This window comes from Actinophytocola sp. NPDC049390 (assembly GCF_044466355.1).
GTDB lineage: Bacteria > Actinomycetota > Actinomycetes > Mycobacteriales > Pseudonocardiaceae > Actinophytocola.
On sequence record NZ_JBITMQ010000019.1, the window covers coordinates 130979 to 148304 of the forward strand.

18 protein-coding genes are annotated in these 17326 nt (G+C 69.6%); 9 read left to right on the forward strand and 9 right to left on the reverse strand.

Features of this window, described 5'->3' with window-relative positions:
* The first annotated feature begins 209 nt into the window (after positions 1-209).
* The gene (locus ACIBVP_RS39740; protein WP_396111692.1) at positions 210-2462 is read left to right on the forward strand and encodes a sensor histidine kinase; all 2253 of its coding nucleotides are present in this window, start codon (positions 210-212) and stop codon (positions 2460-2462) included.
* Complete coding sequence (locus tag ACIBVP_RS39745) at positions 2459-3100, forward strand: response regulator (RefSeq protein WP_396111694.1); 642 nt, start codon at positions 2459-2461, stop codon at positions 3098-3100. The genes ACIBVP_RS39740 and ACIBVP_RS39745 overlap by 4 nt, the downstream gene beginning before the upstream one ends.
* Positions 3101-3403: 303 nt before the next feature.
* On the opposite strand, the gene ACIBVP_RS39750 is transcribed toward ACIBVP_RS39745, so the two are convergent.
* Positions 3404-4045: a phosphatase PAP2 family protein gene (locus ACIBVP_RS39750; protein ID WP_396111695.1), complete on the reverse strand. Its 642-nt coding sequence runs from the start codon at positions 4043-4045 to the stop codon at positions 3404-3406.
* A 98-nt stretch (positions 4046-4143) separates the two neighbouring features.
* On the opposite strand from ACIBVP_RS39750, the gene ACIBVP_RS39755 reads away from it, so the two are divergent.
* From ACIBVP_RS39755 to ACIBVP_RS39765, 3 genes are read left to right on the forward strand one after another with little or no spacing between them, the layout of a single operon-like run.
* On the forward strand, positions 4144-4395 hold the full coding sequence (locus ACIBVP_RS39755; protein ID WP_396111696.1) for a PqqD family protein: 252 nt from the start codon (positions 4144-4146) through the stop codon (positions 4393-4395).
* Complete coding sequence (locus ACIBVP_RS39760) at positions 4392-4799, forward strand: lasso peptide biosynthesis B2 protein (protein WP_396111697.1); 408 nt, start codon at positions 4392-4394, stop codon at positions 4797-4799. Before ACIBVP_RS39755 ends, ACIBVP_RS39760 begins: the two co-directional genes overlap by 4 nt.
* Positions 4796-5710, forward strand: coding sequence for a hypothetical protein (locus ACIBVP_RS39765; protein ID WP_396111698.1), 915 nt, complete (start codon positions 4796-4798; stop codon positions 5708-5710). The genes ACIBVP_RS39760 and ACIBVP_RS39765 overlap by 4 nt, the downstream gene beginning before the upstream one ends.
* On the opposite strand, the gene ACIBVP_RS39770 is transcribed toward ACIBVP_RS39765, so the two are convergent.
* Positions 5672-5827: a DUF397 domain-containing protein gene (locus ACIBVP_RS39770; protein WP_396111699.1), complete on the reverse strand. Its 156-nt coding sequence runs from the start codon at positions 5825-5827 to the stop codon at positions 5672-5674. The two genes, ACIBVP_RS39765 and ACIBVP_RS39770, sit on opposite strands and share 39 nt — an antisense overlap.
* Positions 5827-6651 (reverse strand): helix-turn-helix domain-containing protein, encoded by an 825-nt coding sequence (locus ACIBVP_RS39775; protein WP_396111700.1) that lies wholly within the window; start codon positions 6649-6651, stop codon positions 5827-5829. The genes ACIBVP_RS39770 and ACIBVP_RS39775 overlap by 1 nt, the downstream gene beginning before the upstream one ends.
* A gap of 62 nt (positions 6652-6713) precedes the next feature.
* Between ACIBVP_RS39775 and ACIBVP_RS39780 the strand changes: the two genes are divergently transcribed.
* Complete coding sequence (locus tag ACIBVP_RS39780) at positions 6714-6929, forward strand: hypothetical protein (protein ID WP_396111701.1); 216 nt, start codon at positions 6714-6716, stop codon at positions 6927-6929.
* Between the two features lie 141 nt (positions 6930-7070).
* Here ACIBVP_RS39780 and ACIBVP_RS39785 read toward each other — a convergent pair whose 3' ends face one another.
* Complete coding sequence (locus tag ACIBVP_RS39785; protein ID WP_396111702.1) at positions 7071-8804, reverse strand: ABC transporter ATP-binding protein; 1734 nt, start codon at positions 8802-8804, stop codon at positions 7071-7073.
* A gap of 123 nt (positions 8805-8927) precedes the next feature.
* On the opposite strand from ACIBVP_RS39785, the gene ACIBVP_RS39790 reads away from it, so the two are divergent.
* From ACIBVP_RS39790 to ACIBVP_RS39800, 3 genes are all read left to right on the forward strand, one after another.
* Positions 8928-9068: a lasso RiPP family leader peptide-containing protein gene (locus ACIBVP_RS39790; protein ID WP_396111703.1), complete on the forward strand. Its 141-nt coding sequence runs from the start codon at positions 8928-8930 to the stop codon at positions 9066-9068.
* Positions 9069-9118: 50 nt separating this feature from the next.
* The gene (locus ACIBVP_RS39795; protein ID WP_396111704.1) at positions 9119-10243 is read left to right on the forward strand and encodes an asparagine synthase-related protein; all 1125 of its coding nucleotides are present in this window, start codon (positions 9119-9121) and stop codon (positions 10241-10243) included.
* Between the two features lie 552 nt (positions 10244-10795).
* A complete protein-coding gene (locus tag ACIBVP_RS39800) occupies positions 10796-11401 on the forward strand; it encodes a hypothetical protein (RefSeq protein WP_396111705.1) in 606 nt (201 codons plus the stop codon).
* A gap of 58 nt (positions 11402-11459) precedes the next feature.
* Here the strand turns inward: ACIBVP_RS39800 and ACIBVP_RS39805 are convergent, their stop codons facing one another.
* The 5 genes from ACIBVP_RS39805 to ACIBVP_RS39825 form a co-directional block, all read right to left on the reverse strand.
* Entirely contained in the window at positions 11460-12575 is a 1116-nt protein-coding gene (locus ACIBVP_RS39805) for a nucleotidyltransferase family protein (protein WP_396111706.1), read from the reverse strand.
* Positions 12553-13752, reverse strand: a complete 1200-nt coding sequence (locus ACIBVP_RS39810) for a glycosyltransferase (protein ID WP_396111761.1) — start codon at positions 13750-13752, stop codon at positions 12553-12555. The genes ACIBVP_RS39805 and ACIBVP_RS39810 overlap by 23 nt, the downstream gene beginning before the upstream one ends.
* Positions 13753-13760: 8 nt before the next feature.
* Positions 13761-14858 carry an O-antigen ligase family protein gene (locus ACIBVP_RS39815; RefSeq protein WP_396111762.1) on the reverse strand — a complete coding sequence of 366 codons (1098 nt, stop codon included), beginning with the start codon at positions 14856-14858 and terminating at the stop codon, positions 13761-13763.
* A gap of 86 nt (positions 14859-14944) precedes the next feature.
* Complete coding sequence (locus ACIBVP_RS39820; RefSeq protein WP_396111707.1) at positions 14945-15802, reverse strand: class I SAM-dependent methyltransferase; 858 nt, start codon at positions 15800-15802, stop codon at positions 14945-14947.
* A 9-nt stretch (positions 15803-15811) separates the two neighbouring features.
* Positions 15812-17317 (reverse strand): right-handed parallel beta-helix repeat-containing protein, encoded by a 1506-nt coding sequence (locus ACIBVP_RS39825; protein ID WP_396111708.1) that lies wholly within the window; start codon positions 17315-17317, stop codon positions 15812-15814.
* Positions 17318-17326: the final 9 nt, after the last annotated feature.

Consider the following 17326-nt stretch of genomic DNA (forward strand, 5'->3'; position numbering starts at 1 on the left):
ATACCGAGTTGGTGGTTTCGTGCAGTTGCCCGGTACTCGGGGCTGCACGAAACCGCCAACTCGTTGTGTCTGGGAACGCGACTCGCGGGGCGCTGCCGTGGCATCGCGACGGCGACGCCTGCCTCGAGCCCTGATCCGCACGTTTGCCTGAAAGATCACAGCGCTGGGTAACATGCCGATGACGCATCCATCCGGCAAGGCGGTGGCGCGTGGTCGGGGACACCCAGCTCGGGAGCACTGAGCGGGAACTGCTGCGTGCCGGAACCCGCTACGCGATCGGCCTGCGGATCGTCATGTCGGCCGTCGCGGGCCTGGTCTCCATCGCACTCGAGACCACACCGGCACCCCTGTTCACGGTGTTCGTGGTCCTGGGCTACGTCTCCTGGACCGTCTTCTACTACTTCCGCTACCCGCGCCGCGGCCGCCTCCTCATCCCGGTGGACGTCGTCATCGTCTCGGCCGTCTGCCTGACGCAGCCGTGGACCGTCCCGAACGGTTCCGCACACGGCGTCACCTGGATCATCGCGATCATCGGCATCACGGTCATCGCCTACGCGTGGCAGATGAGCCTGGCCGCCCACATCGTCGCGACGCTCATCGTCATGGCCGCCTTCCTCGCCGGCGCGGCGATCGCCGACTCACCCGGCTGGCTCGACGTGCTGCCGCTCCAACTGTGGACGTTCATCGAGGCGGGCCTGTCCCGCGCCCTGTACCTGCTGGTCCGCAAGGGTGCCCGCGACGCCGACCGTGCGGTCGCCCGCAGCGAGCAGGCACGCCGGGACGCCGCGGTCGCCGAGGCCCGCCGCACCGACGAACGCGAGTACCTCGCCGCCCTCCACGACACCGCGAGCGCGACCCTGCTCATGATCGGCTCGGGCGTCGCGGCCACACCGTCGGCCTGGCTGTCCGCGCAGGCCGCCAGCGACCTGGCGGCGATCAGCGGTGACCACGCGTCCCCGGCGGGCGAGATCGACCTCGTCGCGCACCTGCGGGACGTCGCCCGCCACATGCCACTGACCGTCCGCTGGGACGCCCCCGCCCAGCTGACCGTGCCCGCCGCCGACGCGGTCGCGCTCGCGGGCGGCGTCCGGGAGGCGCTGACGAACGTGGTCCGCCACGCGGGCGTCACGGAGACCACGGTGTCCGTCCACGGGTACGACGACACCGTGGTGGTGGAGGTCGCGGACCGCGGCACCGGTTTCGACCCGTCGCGCGTCAACGGCCACCGCTACGGCGTCACCCGTTCCATCGTCGAACGCCTCACCCGCGCGGGTGGTTCCGCCGAGGTGATCAGCCGACCCGGCGACGGCACGCGGGTCCGCCTGACCCGTCCGCTGACCACCTTCCCCGAACCGGTGCGTTCCGGCGCGGACCTCGAGACGATCAGGACCGGCGTCGGCACGGCGTTGCGGTGGGCGGTCGTCGTGATGAACCTGATCATCCTGTTCGGCCTCGACGTGCCCCGGCTCGTCGCCAACCAGCAGCACTACCGGTCGCTGACGGTCCAGATCCTCACGCTGGCGGTGCTGATCGCCGTGACGTTGGTGGTGGCGTGGCACCTGTGGCGCAAACGCCCGCTCGGCGTCCTGCGCTGGCCGCTGGTGGCGGTCGTGTTCGGCATCGCGGCCCTGAGCACCGAGTCCATCCCGCCCGAGCTGCGCCTCGGCCTGCCCCACTGGTCAGAAGGTGACGCGGCGTGGACGCTCCTGCTGCTCGTCCTCGACTACCGGGTCGCGGTGATCGCCGTGGCGCTGGCCGCCCACTACGCGATGACCTTCACGCACACCGCGCTCGGCGGCGACGCGGCCATCACGGTCGCCGAGGCGGTGAACGCGACGGTGGTCGTGTTCAGCTACCAGCTGGCGGTCGGCGTGGTCACCGTGGTGCTGCGGCCCGTCGCGATGACCGCGGCGGCCGTGACCTACCGCGAGGAACGGCTGCGCACCGAACGGGCCGTGGCCGAGCAGGTCCACCGCGACCGCACCGAGCGCTACGCGGCCCTCGCCGACTCGACCGCCCCGCTGCTGGCCGCGCTCGCGTCCGGCAAGGCCGACCCGGGCGACCCGGTGTTCCGCCGCGCGTGCGCGGTGGAGGCGGCGCGGGTGCGGCGGCTGCTGGCGGAGGACTCGAGCGTGCCCGACCAGCTCTCCCACGAGCTGCGGGCCTGTGTGGAGCTGGCGGAACGCAACGGGATCACGGTCCAGTTCACCGAGCGCGGCGAACGTCCGCAGGTGCCGAAGGCCGTGCGCCGCGCGCTGACCGATCCCGCGGTCGCCGCGCTGGCCACGGCCGCCAGCACCGCACGTGTGACGGTGCTCGGTGCCGCCGACGAGGTCACCGTGTCCGTGGTCGCGGACGCGCCGCTGGAGCTGGTACCGACGACCAAGGACCCGGCCATCAGGATGTCTACTGTGGACAACGGGGGAAAGCTGTGGGTCAAGACGACATGGCGGCGAACATGATCACAGTGGTGGTGGTCGACGACCACCCGGTCGTGGTGGCGGGTGTGCGGGCGTGGTGCGCGATAGCCGACCCGCCGATCGACGTGGTGGCGTCGGGCCCGACGGTCTCGACGGCGTGGGTCGGCCCCGGCGCCGACGCCGACGTGGTGGTGCTGGACCTGCAGCTCGACATGACCGGCCCGGCCTACGGCGAGCTGAAGCGCCTCGTCGACGCCGGCCGCACGGTCGTCGTGAGCACCATGCGTGACGACCAGGAGACCGCGCTGACCTGTCTCGACATCGGCGCGTTCACCTACCTCACGAAGGCCGAGGGCGAGTCGCACCTGGTCGCGGCCATCCACGCGGCCGCCCGCCACGAGCCCTACACCCCGCCCGCGCTGGCGGGCGCGCTCGGCACGGACACCAACCCGAACCGCCCGAAGCTCTCCGAGCAGGAGATCAACGTCCTGCGCGAGTGGTTCCACTGCGAGTCGAAGAAGACCGTGGCCGACGCCCTGAACATCACGGTGAACACCGTCAACACCTACCTGACCCGCGTCCGCGCCAAGTACGCGAGCGCGGGCCGCGCCGCCCCGACCAAGGCGGCCCTGGTCGCACGGGCCCTCCAGGACGGTCTGGTGACGATCGACGAACTTTGAGGTACGAACGTGTCTCATTCGCGACGGCGAACCGGCCCTAACGTAGTGAGTGACGGGAACGTCACACGCGGCACCGAGAGAGGCACCCAGCTCCACAGGCGACGGCGAGACCCCAGGTCAGTCGTGGGTGGCTTCCGGTGACGGCGGCACGGCCGGTGCGCCGCCGCGCGCAGGGAGAGTGAGTTCCCGGTCGGCGGTCGGCCGCCACGGGCAGGGGCAGCCCGGGGCGGCGACCGCCTTGTTCCACCGGGCGAGTTCAACAGGCGGTGGATCCGCACGCCGGTGCCGTAACCCGATCACCCATCATCCGGTGCGGCGCTCCGCGAGCCGGTCGATGGTCCACGCCACGGCGGGCACGACGGCGAACGTGGCGCAGAACCCGCCGAGCGTGTCGGTGGGGTAGTGCGCGTTGAGCAGCACCTGCGCCCACGCCATCGCGAACGCGGCTGCCACGGTCACGACCCCGATCAGCGCCATGCCGACCCCGGCGGACCGCTGACGCACCACCACCAGCATCACGACGAGTGCGAACGCGGTCGCGGAAGCCGTGTGCCCACTGGGAAAAGCCAGGAACCCGTCGTTGATCGTCCTGCCCACCAACGGTTTCATGCCGGTCGTCACGGCGACCGCGGCCGCGGGTCCCGCCACCGCCAGCACCGCCGCACGCCGGTTTCCCGCCCGCAGAAAGACGATCACCAGAGTGGTGAGCACCACGGCCGCGCCCACCGGCTCCCCGGTCCAGTCCACGACGAGAGCGAGCTGCCGCCACGGCGCCCCAAGATCGCGCAGGTCCTCCCGGATCCCCACGTCGACGGCAGCGCCGACGGACTCCCCGGCGAACAGGAACCCCAGCACGACCAGCGTGATCGCCGCGAGCACGGACGTCACACCGAGCGGCGGACCGACCCGCGCAGGCAGCGCACGCACCTCCGAGTCGACCCGCACACACAGGATGTCGTCGAAGCGGTCACGATTGTTTCTCGTCGGGTAACGCGGCGCCGTCTCCGCCCGAATCCACAGTGGAGCGCGGGAAGGAAGATGCCATGCGACTGCGCACCACCGACATCTCCGCACGCACCATCGGCGGCGAGACCATCGTGCTGGACCTGCCGAACTCGCGGTACTTCGCGATCACCGGCGTGGGCAGCCGCGTCTTCGAGCTGCTGGCCGAGGAACGCTGCATGGACGACCTGGTCACCACGATCGTCGCCGAGTACGACGTCGACGAGCCCACAGCCCGCCGTGACGTGGCCGTCTTCGTGGACCGCCTCCGCCAGGCACGGCTGCTGGCATGAGACGCGGAGTGCGGTTCGCCCTGGAACTGGCCAGGGCCTACTACTGGCTGGCCAGGATCGAACGCGGCCTCCACCGTGCCGACCTCACGGCGGTCTGCCGCACCCTGGGCATCACCAGCGACCTCGAAAGCGCCACCCCACCGGCCACGAAGCGCGCGGTGCTGCCCCGCAACACCCGCACGCCGGTCCACGCCTGCCAGTACGCGGTGGCCCACTGGCCCCCGGGCAGCACCTGCCTGCGCCGCTGCCTGGTCCTGGGCAGACGGCTGCGCCACCTGAACCCGGTCCTCCGCATCGGCGTCCGCAAGGACGGCACGGAGTTCGTGGCCCACTCCTGGCTGGAGATCGACGGCCGCACCCTGGACCCGGAGTCGGCCCGCTACGCCACCCTGGGAGCGGTATGACCCACACCTACCGAGCCCACGGCCTCCACATAGCGAGCGACTTCCCCCTTCCCATGCCACCCGGCAAGGGCATCCCGGACCTGACCCTGTGCCGAGGCGACGACCGGGAAGTCCCGCACGAACGCCCCCCGGGTGAACGCCTGGCCGAGGTCGCCCGCCCGAACAGGACGATCTTCTACACCCTCTCCCGCGGCAGCCGAACAGTCCTCCGCTACCCGGCCCTGTGCGACTTCGAAGGAGACCGGGCCTTCGAGCACATCACGGTGCACAAACACCCCGACGCTGACGGGGCCCTGCTCCCAGTACTCATCGCAGGCGCGGTGGTGGCCATCCACCTGATGCTCCACAACGCCCTGGTACTCCACGCCAGCGCGGTAGAGACCCATGGATCGGCCATAGCGTTCGTGGGTTCGTCAGGCATGGGCAAGTCCACCCTCGCGGCGGCCCTGTGCAACCTCGGCTGCGCCCTGCTGACGGATGACGTGCTGCACGTACAGAACGGACTGGCCCACCCAGGCGGGACAGAGAATCGCCTACGCGACAACGCCCGCCAACTCGCCACGGGCGAGACGTACGAGACGGCTGACGGCCGCCTGGCCCAACGCCCCCGCACTCTCGCGGCGGCTCCGCTGCCCCTGGCCGCGTGCGTGGTCCCGAGGCCGAGCCGCGAGGTCACGGAGGTGGCGCTACGCCGCCTGGGCGCGGCGGAAGCCCTGCTGAGGCTGAGCCGCTACCCGAGGGTTCTGGGCTGGCAGGACACAGCGTCTATGGCCGCGACCTTCCAGGCCCTGGGCGACCTGGTGGAAGAGGTCCCCGTCTTCGAAGCGAGGATCCCCTGGGGCCCACCCTTCCCGGATGGGGCGCTGGAAGACCTACTCGCCGCTCTTCAACCGCTTGATCAGCATGCCTAACTCAGGCGTGGCCAGCTGAGGCCCACCCGGCTGCTTGCTGTCCCGCAACGCGGCTAAATCCCGCCGCACTTCAACACAGTCCCCAGTGTTGCTCTTGCTCGACTTGCGCCACATCATCACAACCTCTTCACCAGATCGCCCATCAGCTTACGACTGTCATCCTGTGTCAGGGCCACCTGATCCAGCCGTTCAAGCGTTGCTGTGTAGGGCGCTACGTCCTGATCGTGGATGTAGAACGCTCCCACCGACAGCTCAACATAAACCACGGGTTTCGTGTTCGGGAAACGCATAAACATCCAGGAGTGGAGGAGCAGCACCTTCGTCTGGTGTGCTGGTATGACGCGGATTCGCATCGCCCTGTCCTGAGCGCCTAGAAGGTGTTCGAGCTGTCCCTTGAGCGCCTGGCGGCCGCCGAACGGCGTCCGCAACGCTGTTTCGCCGATGAAGGCCGTGTAGTCCACCTTGCCGAGAATCTGTTGCCGCCGCAGTCGAACCATCCAGCGGGTCTCCAAGTCGTCCTCCGGGAGGCTGCCCGCTCGCATCACTGCAATCGCGGTCTCATAGGTGTGGAGCAGCCCTGGCACCGCGTTAGGTGACACGTCCACCAGTTCGTAGGCGTCCGCCTCATAGCTGGCGAGCGCCCCCACGTGCGCCGGAACGCCCGGCAGCGGCCGATCCCACCACCCCGACGAAGACCCAGCCTGAACCTCGGCGAGAACCTCCTCCCGCTCCCCAGCGGGGATCCGCCATGCAGTCAGGAGAGTGGCCACCTCGTCCGTGGTCACGTTCCGCAGCCCACGCTCGGTCCGGCTGAGCCGACTCGGTGACCACCCGGCCATCTCCGCCGCACGTTCGAGCGAAATATCCGCCCGCTCAGTGCGAATCGCCCGCAGCTTTGCTCCAATGATCCGATCCCGTGCTCGCGGATCGCTCTTCCCCATCGTTCCTGTCACCTCGTGCAATCAGACCCGTCCTGTCGAGAAGGACACTACTCTCTGATCGCATGACAAACCCGAGCGTGAACACGTACGTCACCATTCGAGACCACTGCCCGATGCGCTACCACGTCGTCGACAGCGACACGGTCGAGTTCTCCTTCGGCGGCGTACGCGACCCGTTCGAGTTCGTCTACGACGCCACCGCACTGCGCGACTTCCTGCACCTCGCCACGATGGCCCTGCACGAGATGGACGAGCGTGGGCAGGCATCGGCGGAGTGAGTCCGGCGACCTGGAAGCCACGGCCCAGTACGAACTGCTAGTCCTCACCCTCCAGCACCACCGCCCCGGCGAACGCTCGGGCCTGTGCCTCGTGTGCGGCGTCGGCTGGCCGTGCGTGGAGGTGTGGCTCCCGATCCAGGGTCAGTGATAGGCCGACGACTGCAACCGGTACAGCTCCGCGTACTGCCCGGCGGCGGCCATCAGCTCGTCGTGGGTGCCGCACTCCACGACCCGCCCGGCGTCCATGACGTAGATCCGGTCGGCCATCCGCGTGCTCGAGAACCGGTGCGAGATCAGCAGGGCCGCACGCCCGCCCAACGTGGCCCGCACGTTGGCGAACAGGTCGTGCTCGGCGCGGGGATCCAACGCGGCCGCGGGCTCGTCGAGCACGATCAACGGCGTGTCCCGGTGCAGTGCCCTGGCGAGCGCCACCCGCTGCCACTGCCCACCCGACAGGTCAACGCCCTCGTCGAGGTCGCGCCCGAGCATGGTGTCCATCCCGTCCGGCAACGCCCGCACGGTCGGCAGCAACCCGGCGGCCCGCGCGGCACCCTCGGGATCGGCTCCGTCCCCGCTGATGACGATGTTGTCCCGCACGGTCATCTGGTAGCGCACGAAGTCCTGGAAGATGACCGTCACCGAGGCGCGGACGTCCTGCGCGGGCAGCTCCCCGCCGTCCCAGCACCGCACCCCGTCGTCCGGCTCGTACAACCCGGCGACGAGCTTGGCGAGCGTCGTCTTGCCCGACCCGTTCTCCCCGACGACGGCGACCACCTCACCGGCCAGGATCTCGATGTCGACCCCGTCGACCGCCGCCCGCTCCTGCCCGGGATAGGCGAACCGCGCACCGCGCAACGACACCCCGTCCCGCAACGCGTGCACGCGGCCCACGGGCCCGGCAGGCGGTCCACTCGCGACGAACCGCTCCAGGTCCGCGAGAAAGGGCGCCGACTCCAGCAGCCCGCCGACGGACCCGAACACCGTCCCCAACTGCCCGCTGAGCAACCGCACGGCGATCGCGGCGGCCCCCGCTTCGGCGAGGTCGATGCGTCCCGTCCGTACCAGTTGGACAATTGCCAGCAACGCGCCGGTCAGGGCGATCGCCACCCCGAGGGTCGTGAGCGCCGCGATCAGCTGCCGACGGCGCACCTGGACCCGCAGCGCCACGTTCACCTCGGCGTTGAGCGCGTCGTGCTTGGCACGCAGCCGTCCCGTGGCGTCGAAGGCACGCACCTCGGCCGCGTACGGCCGCTGCGTGAGCAGCTCCTGGAGGTAGTGCCGCCGCCGGGCCAACCCCGTGAGCCGCTGCGCGAACGCGAACTCCGTACGGCTCGCCCAACGGGCCAGCACCACCGCGGGCACCCCGGCGGCCAGCAAGAGCGGCAGCAGAAGCGGTTCTACTGTCAGCAACACAACCGACATGGCCACGACCCCGAGCAGACTCCCGGTAAGCCCGAGTAATGCCGCTGTGACCGCGAAAGGTCGTGTGAGTGCGTGTTGCCGCACCCGTTCGAGTGCCGTCGCGAAACCGGTCGACTCGTAGGTGACGAGGTCGGCACGAGCGGTGGTGTCCAGCAACCGGTCCCACACCCGCTGCGACACCCGCTCGCCGAGCATGCGGTGCTGCTGTGTCTGGAGTGGACTGACGGACCCGGACACCGCGGTCGCCAGCGCGAGCAACAACAACGACGGCGTCAGCCCCACCGCCGCGTGTTCGGGTGTGAGCAGGGCGTCGAACGTGAGCTTCCCTGCCGCCACGACACCAAGCGCCGCAACGGCACCCAGTAGTTGGTAGACAGAAGCGAGCACAGCGCCACCCCGGTCCGCGCGCCACACCTCCCGCGCGGCGGAGGCGATCAGTCGTGGGGTCTTCACCAACCGGCGCATACCTACAAAGTCCGATTACGTACCGCTTTCGTTACTGCCCGGACCGTCTCGGCCGGTAATGATTCGGACTGGTTGACGACGTACCAGTCACACCCGGGAGGAGGTGAAAATATGCGCCAGCCCTACGAAGCGCCGGGCCTCGCCGCTTTGGGGTCGTTGTCGGAACTGACCCAGGCGTGTCTGTTCGGAGAGTCCAGCGACAGCCTCACATGGATCCTGCCGATCCTCGGCGACAACGACGACTACTCGTGAGCCGGCGGTGGCGGGTCTGAAAGGCCCGCCACTAGCTCATAAGGAGCACCTTGTACACATTGGACCCACTGGAGGTGGCAGGCGGCTGGGTCAACGGCTTCGACCCGCTGCCGATGCCCCCGGCCGGTTCTCCCAGACAGGTACTGGACGACCTGCTTCTGCACCACCTGCACAGATCCCCGTGCCTGGTGGCCTTCTCCGGCGGCCGCGACTCGTCGGTGCTGCTCGCCGCGGCGGTGGCCCTGGCCCGCCGTGAACGCCTACCACTGCCCACGCCGGTCACCCTGTCGTACCCGAACGCGGCGGACAGTGACGAGGCGAGCTGGCAACAGCGGGTGCTGGACCACCTCGGCATCACGAACCGCATCGTCCTGACCGTCCACGACGAACACGACCCGCTCGGCCCGGTGGCGACCCCGGTCCTGCGCAGGCACGGCCTGCTGTGGCCCCCGAACTTCGCCCCGACCCTCCGCATGATGGACCTGGCCCGCGGCGGCGTGCTCCTCACCGGCGAGGGCGGCGACGAGACGTTCGGCCTGAAGCGGATCACGCCGCTGACCAAGGTCCTGAAATCACGGGGCCGCGTCCCGCCGACCATCTACCGGGACGTCCCGAAAGCTCTGGCCCCAGCCCTCTTGCGGCGCCGCACCGCGATGCGCGACCGCTACCGCAGACCGTGGCTCCACCCGGACGTCGAGACCGAGCTGGCCCGCAAGGACGCGGCGGACATGGCGGCGTTCGCACTGCACGCGGGCCGCAACACGTGGCAGTTCGCGACCCGCCGCTGCGCTCGCATCGGCTACGAGACGATGCGCGCCCTGGGCGCGGACATGAACGTGGAGTACGTACAGGCCTTCGCGGAACCGTCTGTGGTGGCCGCGGTGGCGGCCCGCGCCGGGTTCCTGGGCTGGACAGGCAGAACCGCCACCATGCGCACCCTGTTCGGCGACCTGCTGCCACGCGACGTGCTGGAACGCCGCACGAAGGCCCTGTTCGCGAACGCCGTGTTCACCAGGCACACGCGCGAGTTCGCCCGCACGTGGAACGGCGTCGGCGTCGACACCGACCTGGTGAACGCGGAGGCCCTGCGCGACAACTGGCTGTCGACCACGCCGCATGCCCCGTCGATGTCCCTCCTGCAACAGGCATGGCTGGCCGAGCACCCGCACCACTGACCGCACTCCGGCAGGCCCGGTCCACAGGTAGTCGAGGACGCGGGTGCGGAACGCGAACGTCGTCTCCACGTGCTCGTAGTGGGAGGTGACCCCGCAGTCCGCGTCCAGCAGCCAGTTCTGCCGTTCGGTGCGGCGCCCACCCGCCGTGGTGTGGCATCCCGACCAGCCACTCCTCCTGGTCTCGGGAGAGTGGGTGGAGCCCGGCCGGCCTCGCCGAACCGGACGACGTCCCGCCCACGGCCTCGTACGCGGCATGGCGTTCAGCCCCAGACGGTCGGACGGTGTGGGCGTCGCCGTCGTCACGCGGTGGCGACGACGCGTGGGAGCACTCCGATGTCCTGGACCGGGCCAAGGGAACGGTCGGTACCGGACCGCGGTGGGACACCGGGATTGTCCAGCACCCGGCCGGTGGGCTGGTGGTGACGTTGTGCAGCGACCAAGGCGCGACGCTCGCGTTCTTCGCACGCGTCGCCCAGCAGATCACGCCCGCTGTGCTGCGGGTGCGACGCCGACGGCTACGCGGCACCGGTCTTCAGTTCCGATGGACGTCACGTGGCGATCCGCGGCAACGCATATGAGAACTCGCTCGAGGTGTTCACGTTTCCGGCGCTGCACCGAGTCCTGGCGACGACCCTTGGCGAGGCCAGTCCGGACTACCCGTGTCCGCCCGAACGGCTCGAACAGGTGCGGGCTTGGTCGCGTCACAACATCGCGTTCGGCACGTGTCCCGGCGTGCTCTGGGTCGGCACGCCTGAGGGAACTCTCCTCGAAGTCGACGTGGACGACGGCCGTGCCGAAGAGCACGACGTGGTGGCGGGCTCACCGGTGACCGGTCTGTGCGCCACCAGGACAGGCGAACTCGTCGTCGCGAACGGTGCCGGCGAACTGGTCCTCCTGTCGGTTCTCACTGCCTCGGGAACAGCGCACGCCACCGACAACGAAGCGCCACGAGCCGCGGTCGCCGCGTTCGTGAGTTCCACCTCCGAGGTGCCCGATGACGGCGATCTGTGGGAGCACGTCGTCACGACCGACGGGACGCGGGCCTGGACGCCTGACGACCGGTCAACGGTGACCACCGCGACCAGAGCGGATCCGACCTGGCTGCAACTCCGGGCCGCCATCAACAACGCACGCGCGTCCAAGTACCCGAAAGAGTGAACTCTGCGAACTCGGTGGACGACTGCTCCATTCGGCGTAAGCTGATCACATGTTCGATTCAACCGGCGCGGCGGCCGCGCCCCCGCAACGCTTCCCTTACGCCGAACCGAAAACGCGCCAACGCCGAAGCATGCCGCCCGGCGGTGTACCGCGAGTCCGGCAGCACCAGCGCCCGCAGATAAGCGGCCTTGTCCCGCAAGCCGGGCAACACCGGCACGGTGGCGATCGCCTGCGCGGCGAAGGTCTTGTCGGCCTGTGTGTGGAGCCCGAGCCAGTGCTCCTCACGCCGGGTCGGCACATAAGAAAGAGCCCAGTCCTGCACAGGAACATCAGAGGGCAACCCGAGCAACCGGGTCGCGTCGGCAACGGCCGCCGCGACCACGGCCTGCACCCCCCACGTCCGAGCCCGGTCGAGCACGTCGAGCGAGCCCGGCAGCATCTGCGCGACATCCCGCAGCGACCCCAGCCGCAACGGCCAATCACCCAGCGCCGCGTGATAGCACGCGTGCAGGAACCGGTTCTGCGCCGACAACGCCACGAGCGTCCGCCCCGCGACGGTGAACTCCTCGCCCGCGTCCCACAACTCGTCGATGTTGACCCGCACCCCCCACGGTCCGAGCACGAACGTCCGGTGCAGGTCGATCTCGAACCCGTTGCCCCGCAGGGTGGTGCCCTTGTCGAACCGCTGGTCGAACCCGGGCCGGGGCTCAGCGAGTATCCGGGTGAACCCGGCCTCGGAGAGCACGGTGACGGCCCGCCCGAAGTCCGCGGGCCGGAACAGGAGGTCCAGATCGATGAACGACCGCAACGCGGGCTCGGGGTAGTCGAGGTGCGCGTACGCGCTGCCCTTCAACACCCGCCACTCGATCCCGGCCAGCACGTCGTGCAGCGACACCAGATGCTGCTCCAGCGACAACACCCGCAACAGCACCGCCCGGTGCGCACCGCGGGCCTGCTGCCGCTGGGCATCGGTCACGCGCAGCCGACCGGCGTCCACGGCCGCCCGAAGCTGCCCCAGCATCCGGTGCGCCTTGGCCGCGGTCAGGAGCGAGGCCCATGAGTCGTCGGAAAGCGGCGCGGACGGAAACGGCCGCGCGGCGTCTGGCAACCCGTGCCCGGCGACCGCGAGCAGGGCCGCCGGATAGTTCTCCTCACCGCACAGTCTGCGCGCCACGACGGCTCTCCTCGATGACGCGCTGGTACTGCGTGACGAGGTTCGCGAGCCCGACAGACGGCGTGAACTCGCGGTCGTACCGGGCGCGTGCGGCGTGCCCGAGGGAGGTGGAGGCACGAACTATCTGACCGAGCGCCACCGCGAGCGACGCAGCGTCTCCCGGCGTGTGGGTCAGGCCGGTCACGCCGTCGTCCACCAGTTCGGCGAGCGAGCTGTGCCCGGCGACGACCGCGGGCACCTCGGCGGCCATGGCCTCCACCACGACGAGCCCGAACGTCTCCAGCCACTGCGACGGCACCACCACAGCGACAGAACGGGAGATCAATGCACGACTCGAAGCCTTGTCCTGCAAACCGGCGAATCGCACGTCGGAACGGGACCGCGCCCACTCCTTCACCTCGTCACCGAGCGGGCCGGCGCCCGCGATCACGAGCGGCACCCCGAGGCCACCCGCCCGCGCGACCCGGTCCCAGGCCGCCATGAGCAGCCGCACACCCTTCTCGTCGGTGAGCCGTCCCAGGTAGAGGAGGTGGTCGCCGGGGCCGGTCCTGCGCAGCGTGGTGTCCTCGACGAAGTTGTACTTCACGGTCAGCAGGTCGGCGGGCATGCCGTTCGCGATCAGGGTGCGGCGCTGCGCGTCGGAGATGCAGAAGAACCTCGACACCGTGGACCACCAGCGGCGGCGGTTCGCGAGCAGGTTCACGACCAGCGGCACCGTCGCCACGGTCGAACCGCGGTAGCAGCCGTGACGCAGCGCGGGCAGCGGGAACTTCCCGACGCACGCGGTGCAGGTCGCGCCGTCGCGGTAGAGCGTGCCGGACGGGCACACCTGCGTGTAGTTGTGCAGGGTGGCCACCACCGGCACACCCTCCGCGTGGCACGCGTCGAGGACGGCGGGCGACAACAGCGGGAACGTGTTGTGGACGTGCACGACGTCCGGCCGCTCGCGCCGCAACCGCTCGGCCAGCGCGGCACGAGCGGCTGGATTCCATGGCACGCGCACCGGCACGAGTGCCTTGCGCGCCAAGGACATGTCCGCGATGTCGTCACTGCGCCGCTCGAAGCGGTCCACGTGGTGGCCGCCCGTCCGCAGCAGGGCGACTTCCTGGTCGACGACGTTGTCCTCGCCGCTCGGCTGCTCGGAGCGATACCGGTTGTGCACCACGAGCACGCGCATGGCGTCCATCAACTGGCCTCCTTGGTGCGGGTCAGCAACGCCGCGGCGAGTGTCAGGTTCAGCAGGTACGGCGACGCGTCACCGAGCCCGGCCTCGGTGTAGGAGGCGATCACGCAGTAGACGATGAGGAAAAGTGCCATGGCACGCGGCAGCGACGGCGGCCGCAGGCACGCGACGGCAAGGAGGGTCACCAGGAACGCGGCGACGATCGTGAGCCCCAGGTAGCCCTGCTCCTGGTACACCGCCAGCCAGCTGGAGTCGATGGGCAGACCTTCGAACGACTTGTTCGTCAGGCCGACGCCGAGGATCTCCTCCTCGAGGGAGCGGGGCGCGGCGAGCAACGCGTCCCACACCTTCTCGCGGCCGGTCAGCGAACTCAGGTCCTCCTGCCCGCGCCGGAACCACGCCTGCACGGCCGACCCGACGACGACCGCACCGGCACCAGCGACCAGCACGGAACGGGCGAACAGCTTCCTGGCCCGTGCCGACGTGGTCGCGAGCGCCAGCAACGCGACGACGAGACCGCCGACCAGCCCGAGCAGCGCGGTCCTGGTGTGGCTCAGCAACAGCAGCGCGATCCCGGGCACCGCGAGCCACAACAGGCTCGAACGCGTCGTCTTGTTGCCCAGCCACAGGAGGATCACCAGGCCGGTCATGGTGGCCGAGTAGAAGCCGATCTGTGGTGGCGTCAACGGCCAGATGGCACCGACGAGCCGGCCGCCGTATGTCTCCGGTCGCGCCATGCCAGGGGCGATGACCAGGCCGAGTGCGACGGTGAACAGCACCGCGGCGAACGCGCGGACGTGGTGGCGCAGTAGGGAGAGCCAGTCGTCCCACCAGCGACTGACGAGCCAGAGCGTGCCGACGAACATGGCGAACCGGAAGCACCGGAACAACGCGCCGAGCCCGGACTCGAGCCGCAGGCTCGACGCGATGCTGACCGCGAGCAGCAGCGTGAGCAGGAGGAGGTATGCGCTGGACCGCAGCTGAATCTTCGGGTTCAGCAGCAGCGCCAGCAGGAACGCGGCGACAACGGCCCCCATCGTGACCATCTGCGCCACGGGTCGCGGGATGGGAAAGATCGTGATCGAACCCTGCGAGCCCATGGTGTTGATCACGAGCAGTGCCCACACCGCGCCGAGCAGACGGGGTGACGTCCGCTCGGGCAGGAAGGTCCGCGTGGGGGCGAGGCTCACGGCCGCGCCTTCAATGTCACCCAGAGGTGCCAGCCGAGCCGGTCACCGAACGGGAGGCGGTGCACGGGCAGCGGTGGTGCGTGCATGTACCGCTGGAAGGAGTCCACGATCTCGAAGGAGGAGAAGTCACGAGCAACGTCGGAGAGGGAGTAGACCCGGGCGAACGGGTTCTGCGGGCCGTCGGTGTTGCGGTGCGTGAACGTCTCCAACGACAGGTAGCGCCGCAGCCCGGTCGACGCCGCGTTGTCCAGGTGCATGCGCAGCATGCCGTCGCCGCGGACGAAGCCGCGGAACGGGTACGCGCCCGCCAGCACCGCGCGGCGCACGAACCGGATGCTCAGCTGGAAGTTCAGCGACCGCCGCGCGTACAGCATCGCGACCAACGTGCCACCGGGCTTGAGCACCCGGTGGATCTCGGCCTGCGCGGTGCGGATGTCGGGGATGTGGTGCAGCACGCCGTGGCTGAACACGTGGTCGAAGCTGTCGTCCGGGTAGGGGATGGCGAGCGCCGAACCCTGCTTGAGGTCGTCGTGCGGCAGGTCGCGCAGCGCGAGCCGGGCGCCGACCCGGGCGACGGACTCGGCGGTCAGGTCCAGCCCGGACCAGCGGGCGCCGCGACGGATCAGCTGCTCGGACTCGGCACCCTGGCCCAGGCCGATCTCCAGGACCTTCTTGTCCCGCCAGTCGAAGCGGTCGAGGCAGGCCGGGATGTGGCCTTCCTGGTCGTAGCGCCAGCGGTCGTAGGCCGCGAAGAACCGTTCGTAGTCGTCGGCGAACTCCTGCCGCAGCCCGCCGACGATGTGATCGCCGCACGGGTGCGCGTTCCAGAAGTCCTGTACCTGGGTCTCGTTCATGTCTCTCCTTCAGCCCCCCGACTGAACGAACGTGCTGTTCTTGTCCTGCGAGTACGGCGCCGACTGCCACTGAGCCGGGTGGATGACCCGGCCGGTGTCCTTCGCCATGAAGGTCCACGGGCCGGTGTAGTGGTTGTCGTGCCACGTGTTGTCCTGCGCGAACGTGATCGCCTGCTGCACGATGTCGCCCTGGTACGGCGACCAGTCCGGGAACGTGCCGTAGTTGGAGATCACGGCCATCCGCGCGCACAACGCGTTGCAGCCGATCTTGCGGGTGTCCACGGAGAACCTGTTGCCGTGGATGTCCACCCGCTTGGTCTTCCAGCGGCAGTCGTCGAACAGCGGGTCCTTGGAGATGTCCGGTGGCGTGCACTTCTCCATGTCGTCCACGAGCCGCGTGCAGCCGCCGGACGTGTTGGCCGCGCTGTTGCAGAACCGGTCCGCGTTCTCCCACAGGGTGATGCCGGACCAGTTGTCGACGAGCACGTTGTCGTAGATGTCGATCTTGTCGGTGCGTGCGGGCACGCGGTCGTCGCCGCCCGCCTCCGACAGGTAGATCGCGGCGGACGGGAAGTTGTCGCCGCGGTTGGCGAACGTGCGGCCCTCGACGATGTTGTTGCGCCGCAGCGTGTTGTCCCGGATGACCGCGTTGTAGCTGACCTCGTAGAAGATCGCGGGCCCGTCGTTGTCCTCGATGACGTTCTGCTCGATGAGGAAGTCGTTGTTGTTCGTGTCGGCCCACAGCCCGGCGCCCCGGTTGTCGTGCACCCAGTTGCCGCGCACGTCGGCGCCGTCGACCGCCCAGAACTTGACACCGCCGGTGCAGCCGCAGCCCTCGAGCTTGGACTCCCAGTCGTCGGTGTTGTTGCCGGTGATCTCGTTGCCCTCCACCAGCAGGTCGGTCAGGTCGCCGTCCTTGTAGGCGTTGATGCCGTACTGGCCGTTGTCCCGCAGGCAGTTCCCGCGCACCACCTGGCGCGAACCGGCCATGAGCGCCGCGCCGCCGTTCTTCTCGATCGTGTTGTCCTCGATGACCCAGCCGTCACCGGAGTCGTGGTTCACCACGCCCTCGTTGGGTGGCGGGACGAACCCGCGGATCGTGAGGCCGCGGATCGTGACGTCACCCGCGTGGAACACGAACGCGTACTTGTTGACCCGCTTGCCGTCGAGGACAGCGCCGGGGGCGCCGAGGTAGGTGTTGCCGTCCTTCGGTTCGATCGAGCCGTACTCGTCGCCACCCAGCGTGTGGGTGCCGGGAGCGAGCCAGAACGTGGTGCCGGGCGGGTTGGCCGCGGTTTTGGCGGACAGGTCGCTGTCGACCGCCGGATCGACGGTGATCGCCCCGTCGGGCGCCTGCGCAGGCCCGGGTTTGGTGTGCCCGCAGACGGCGGCGACCTTCGCGGGTGCGGTAGTCGTGCGGTCCTTGCTCACCGGCTCGGTGGTGCTCGTGCAGGACGTGAGCGACGTGAGCAACGCGCACAGCAGCGCCCATCGGGTCCACTGTGGAGTGCGCACGGGAGAACC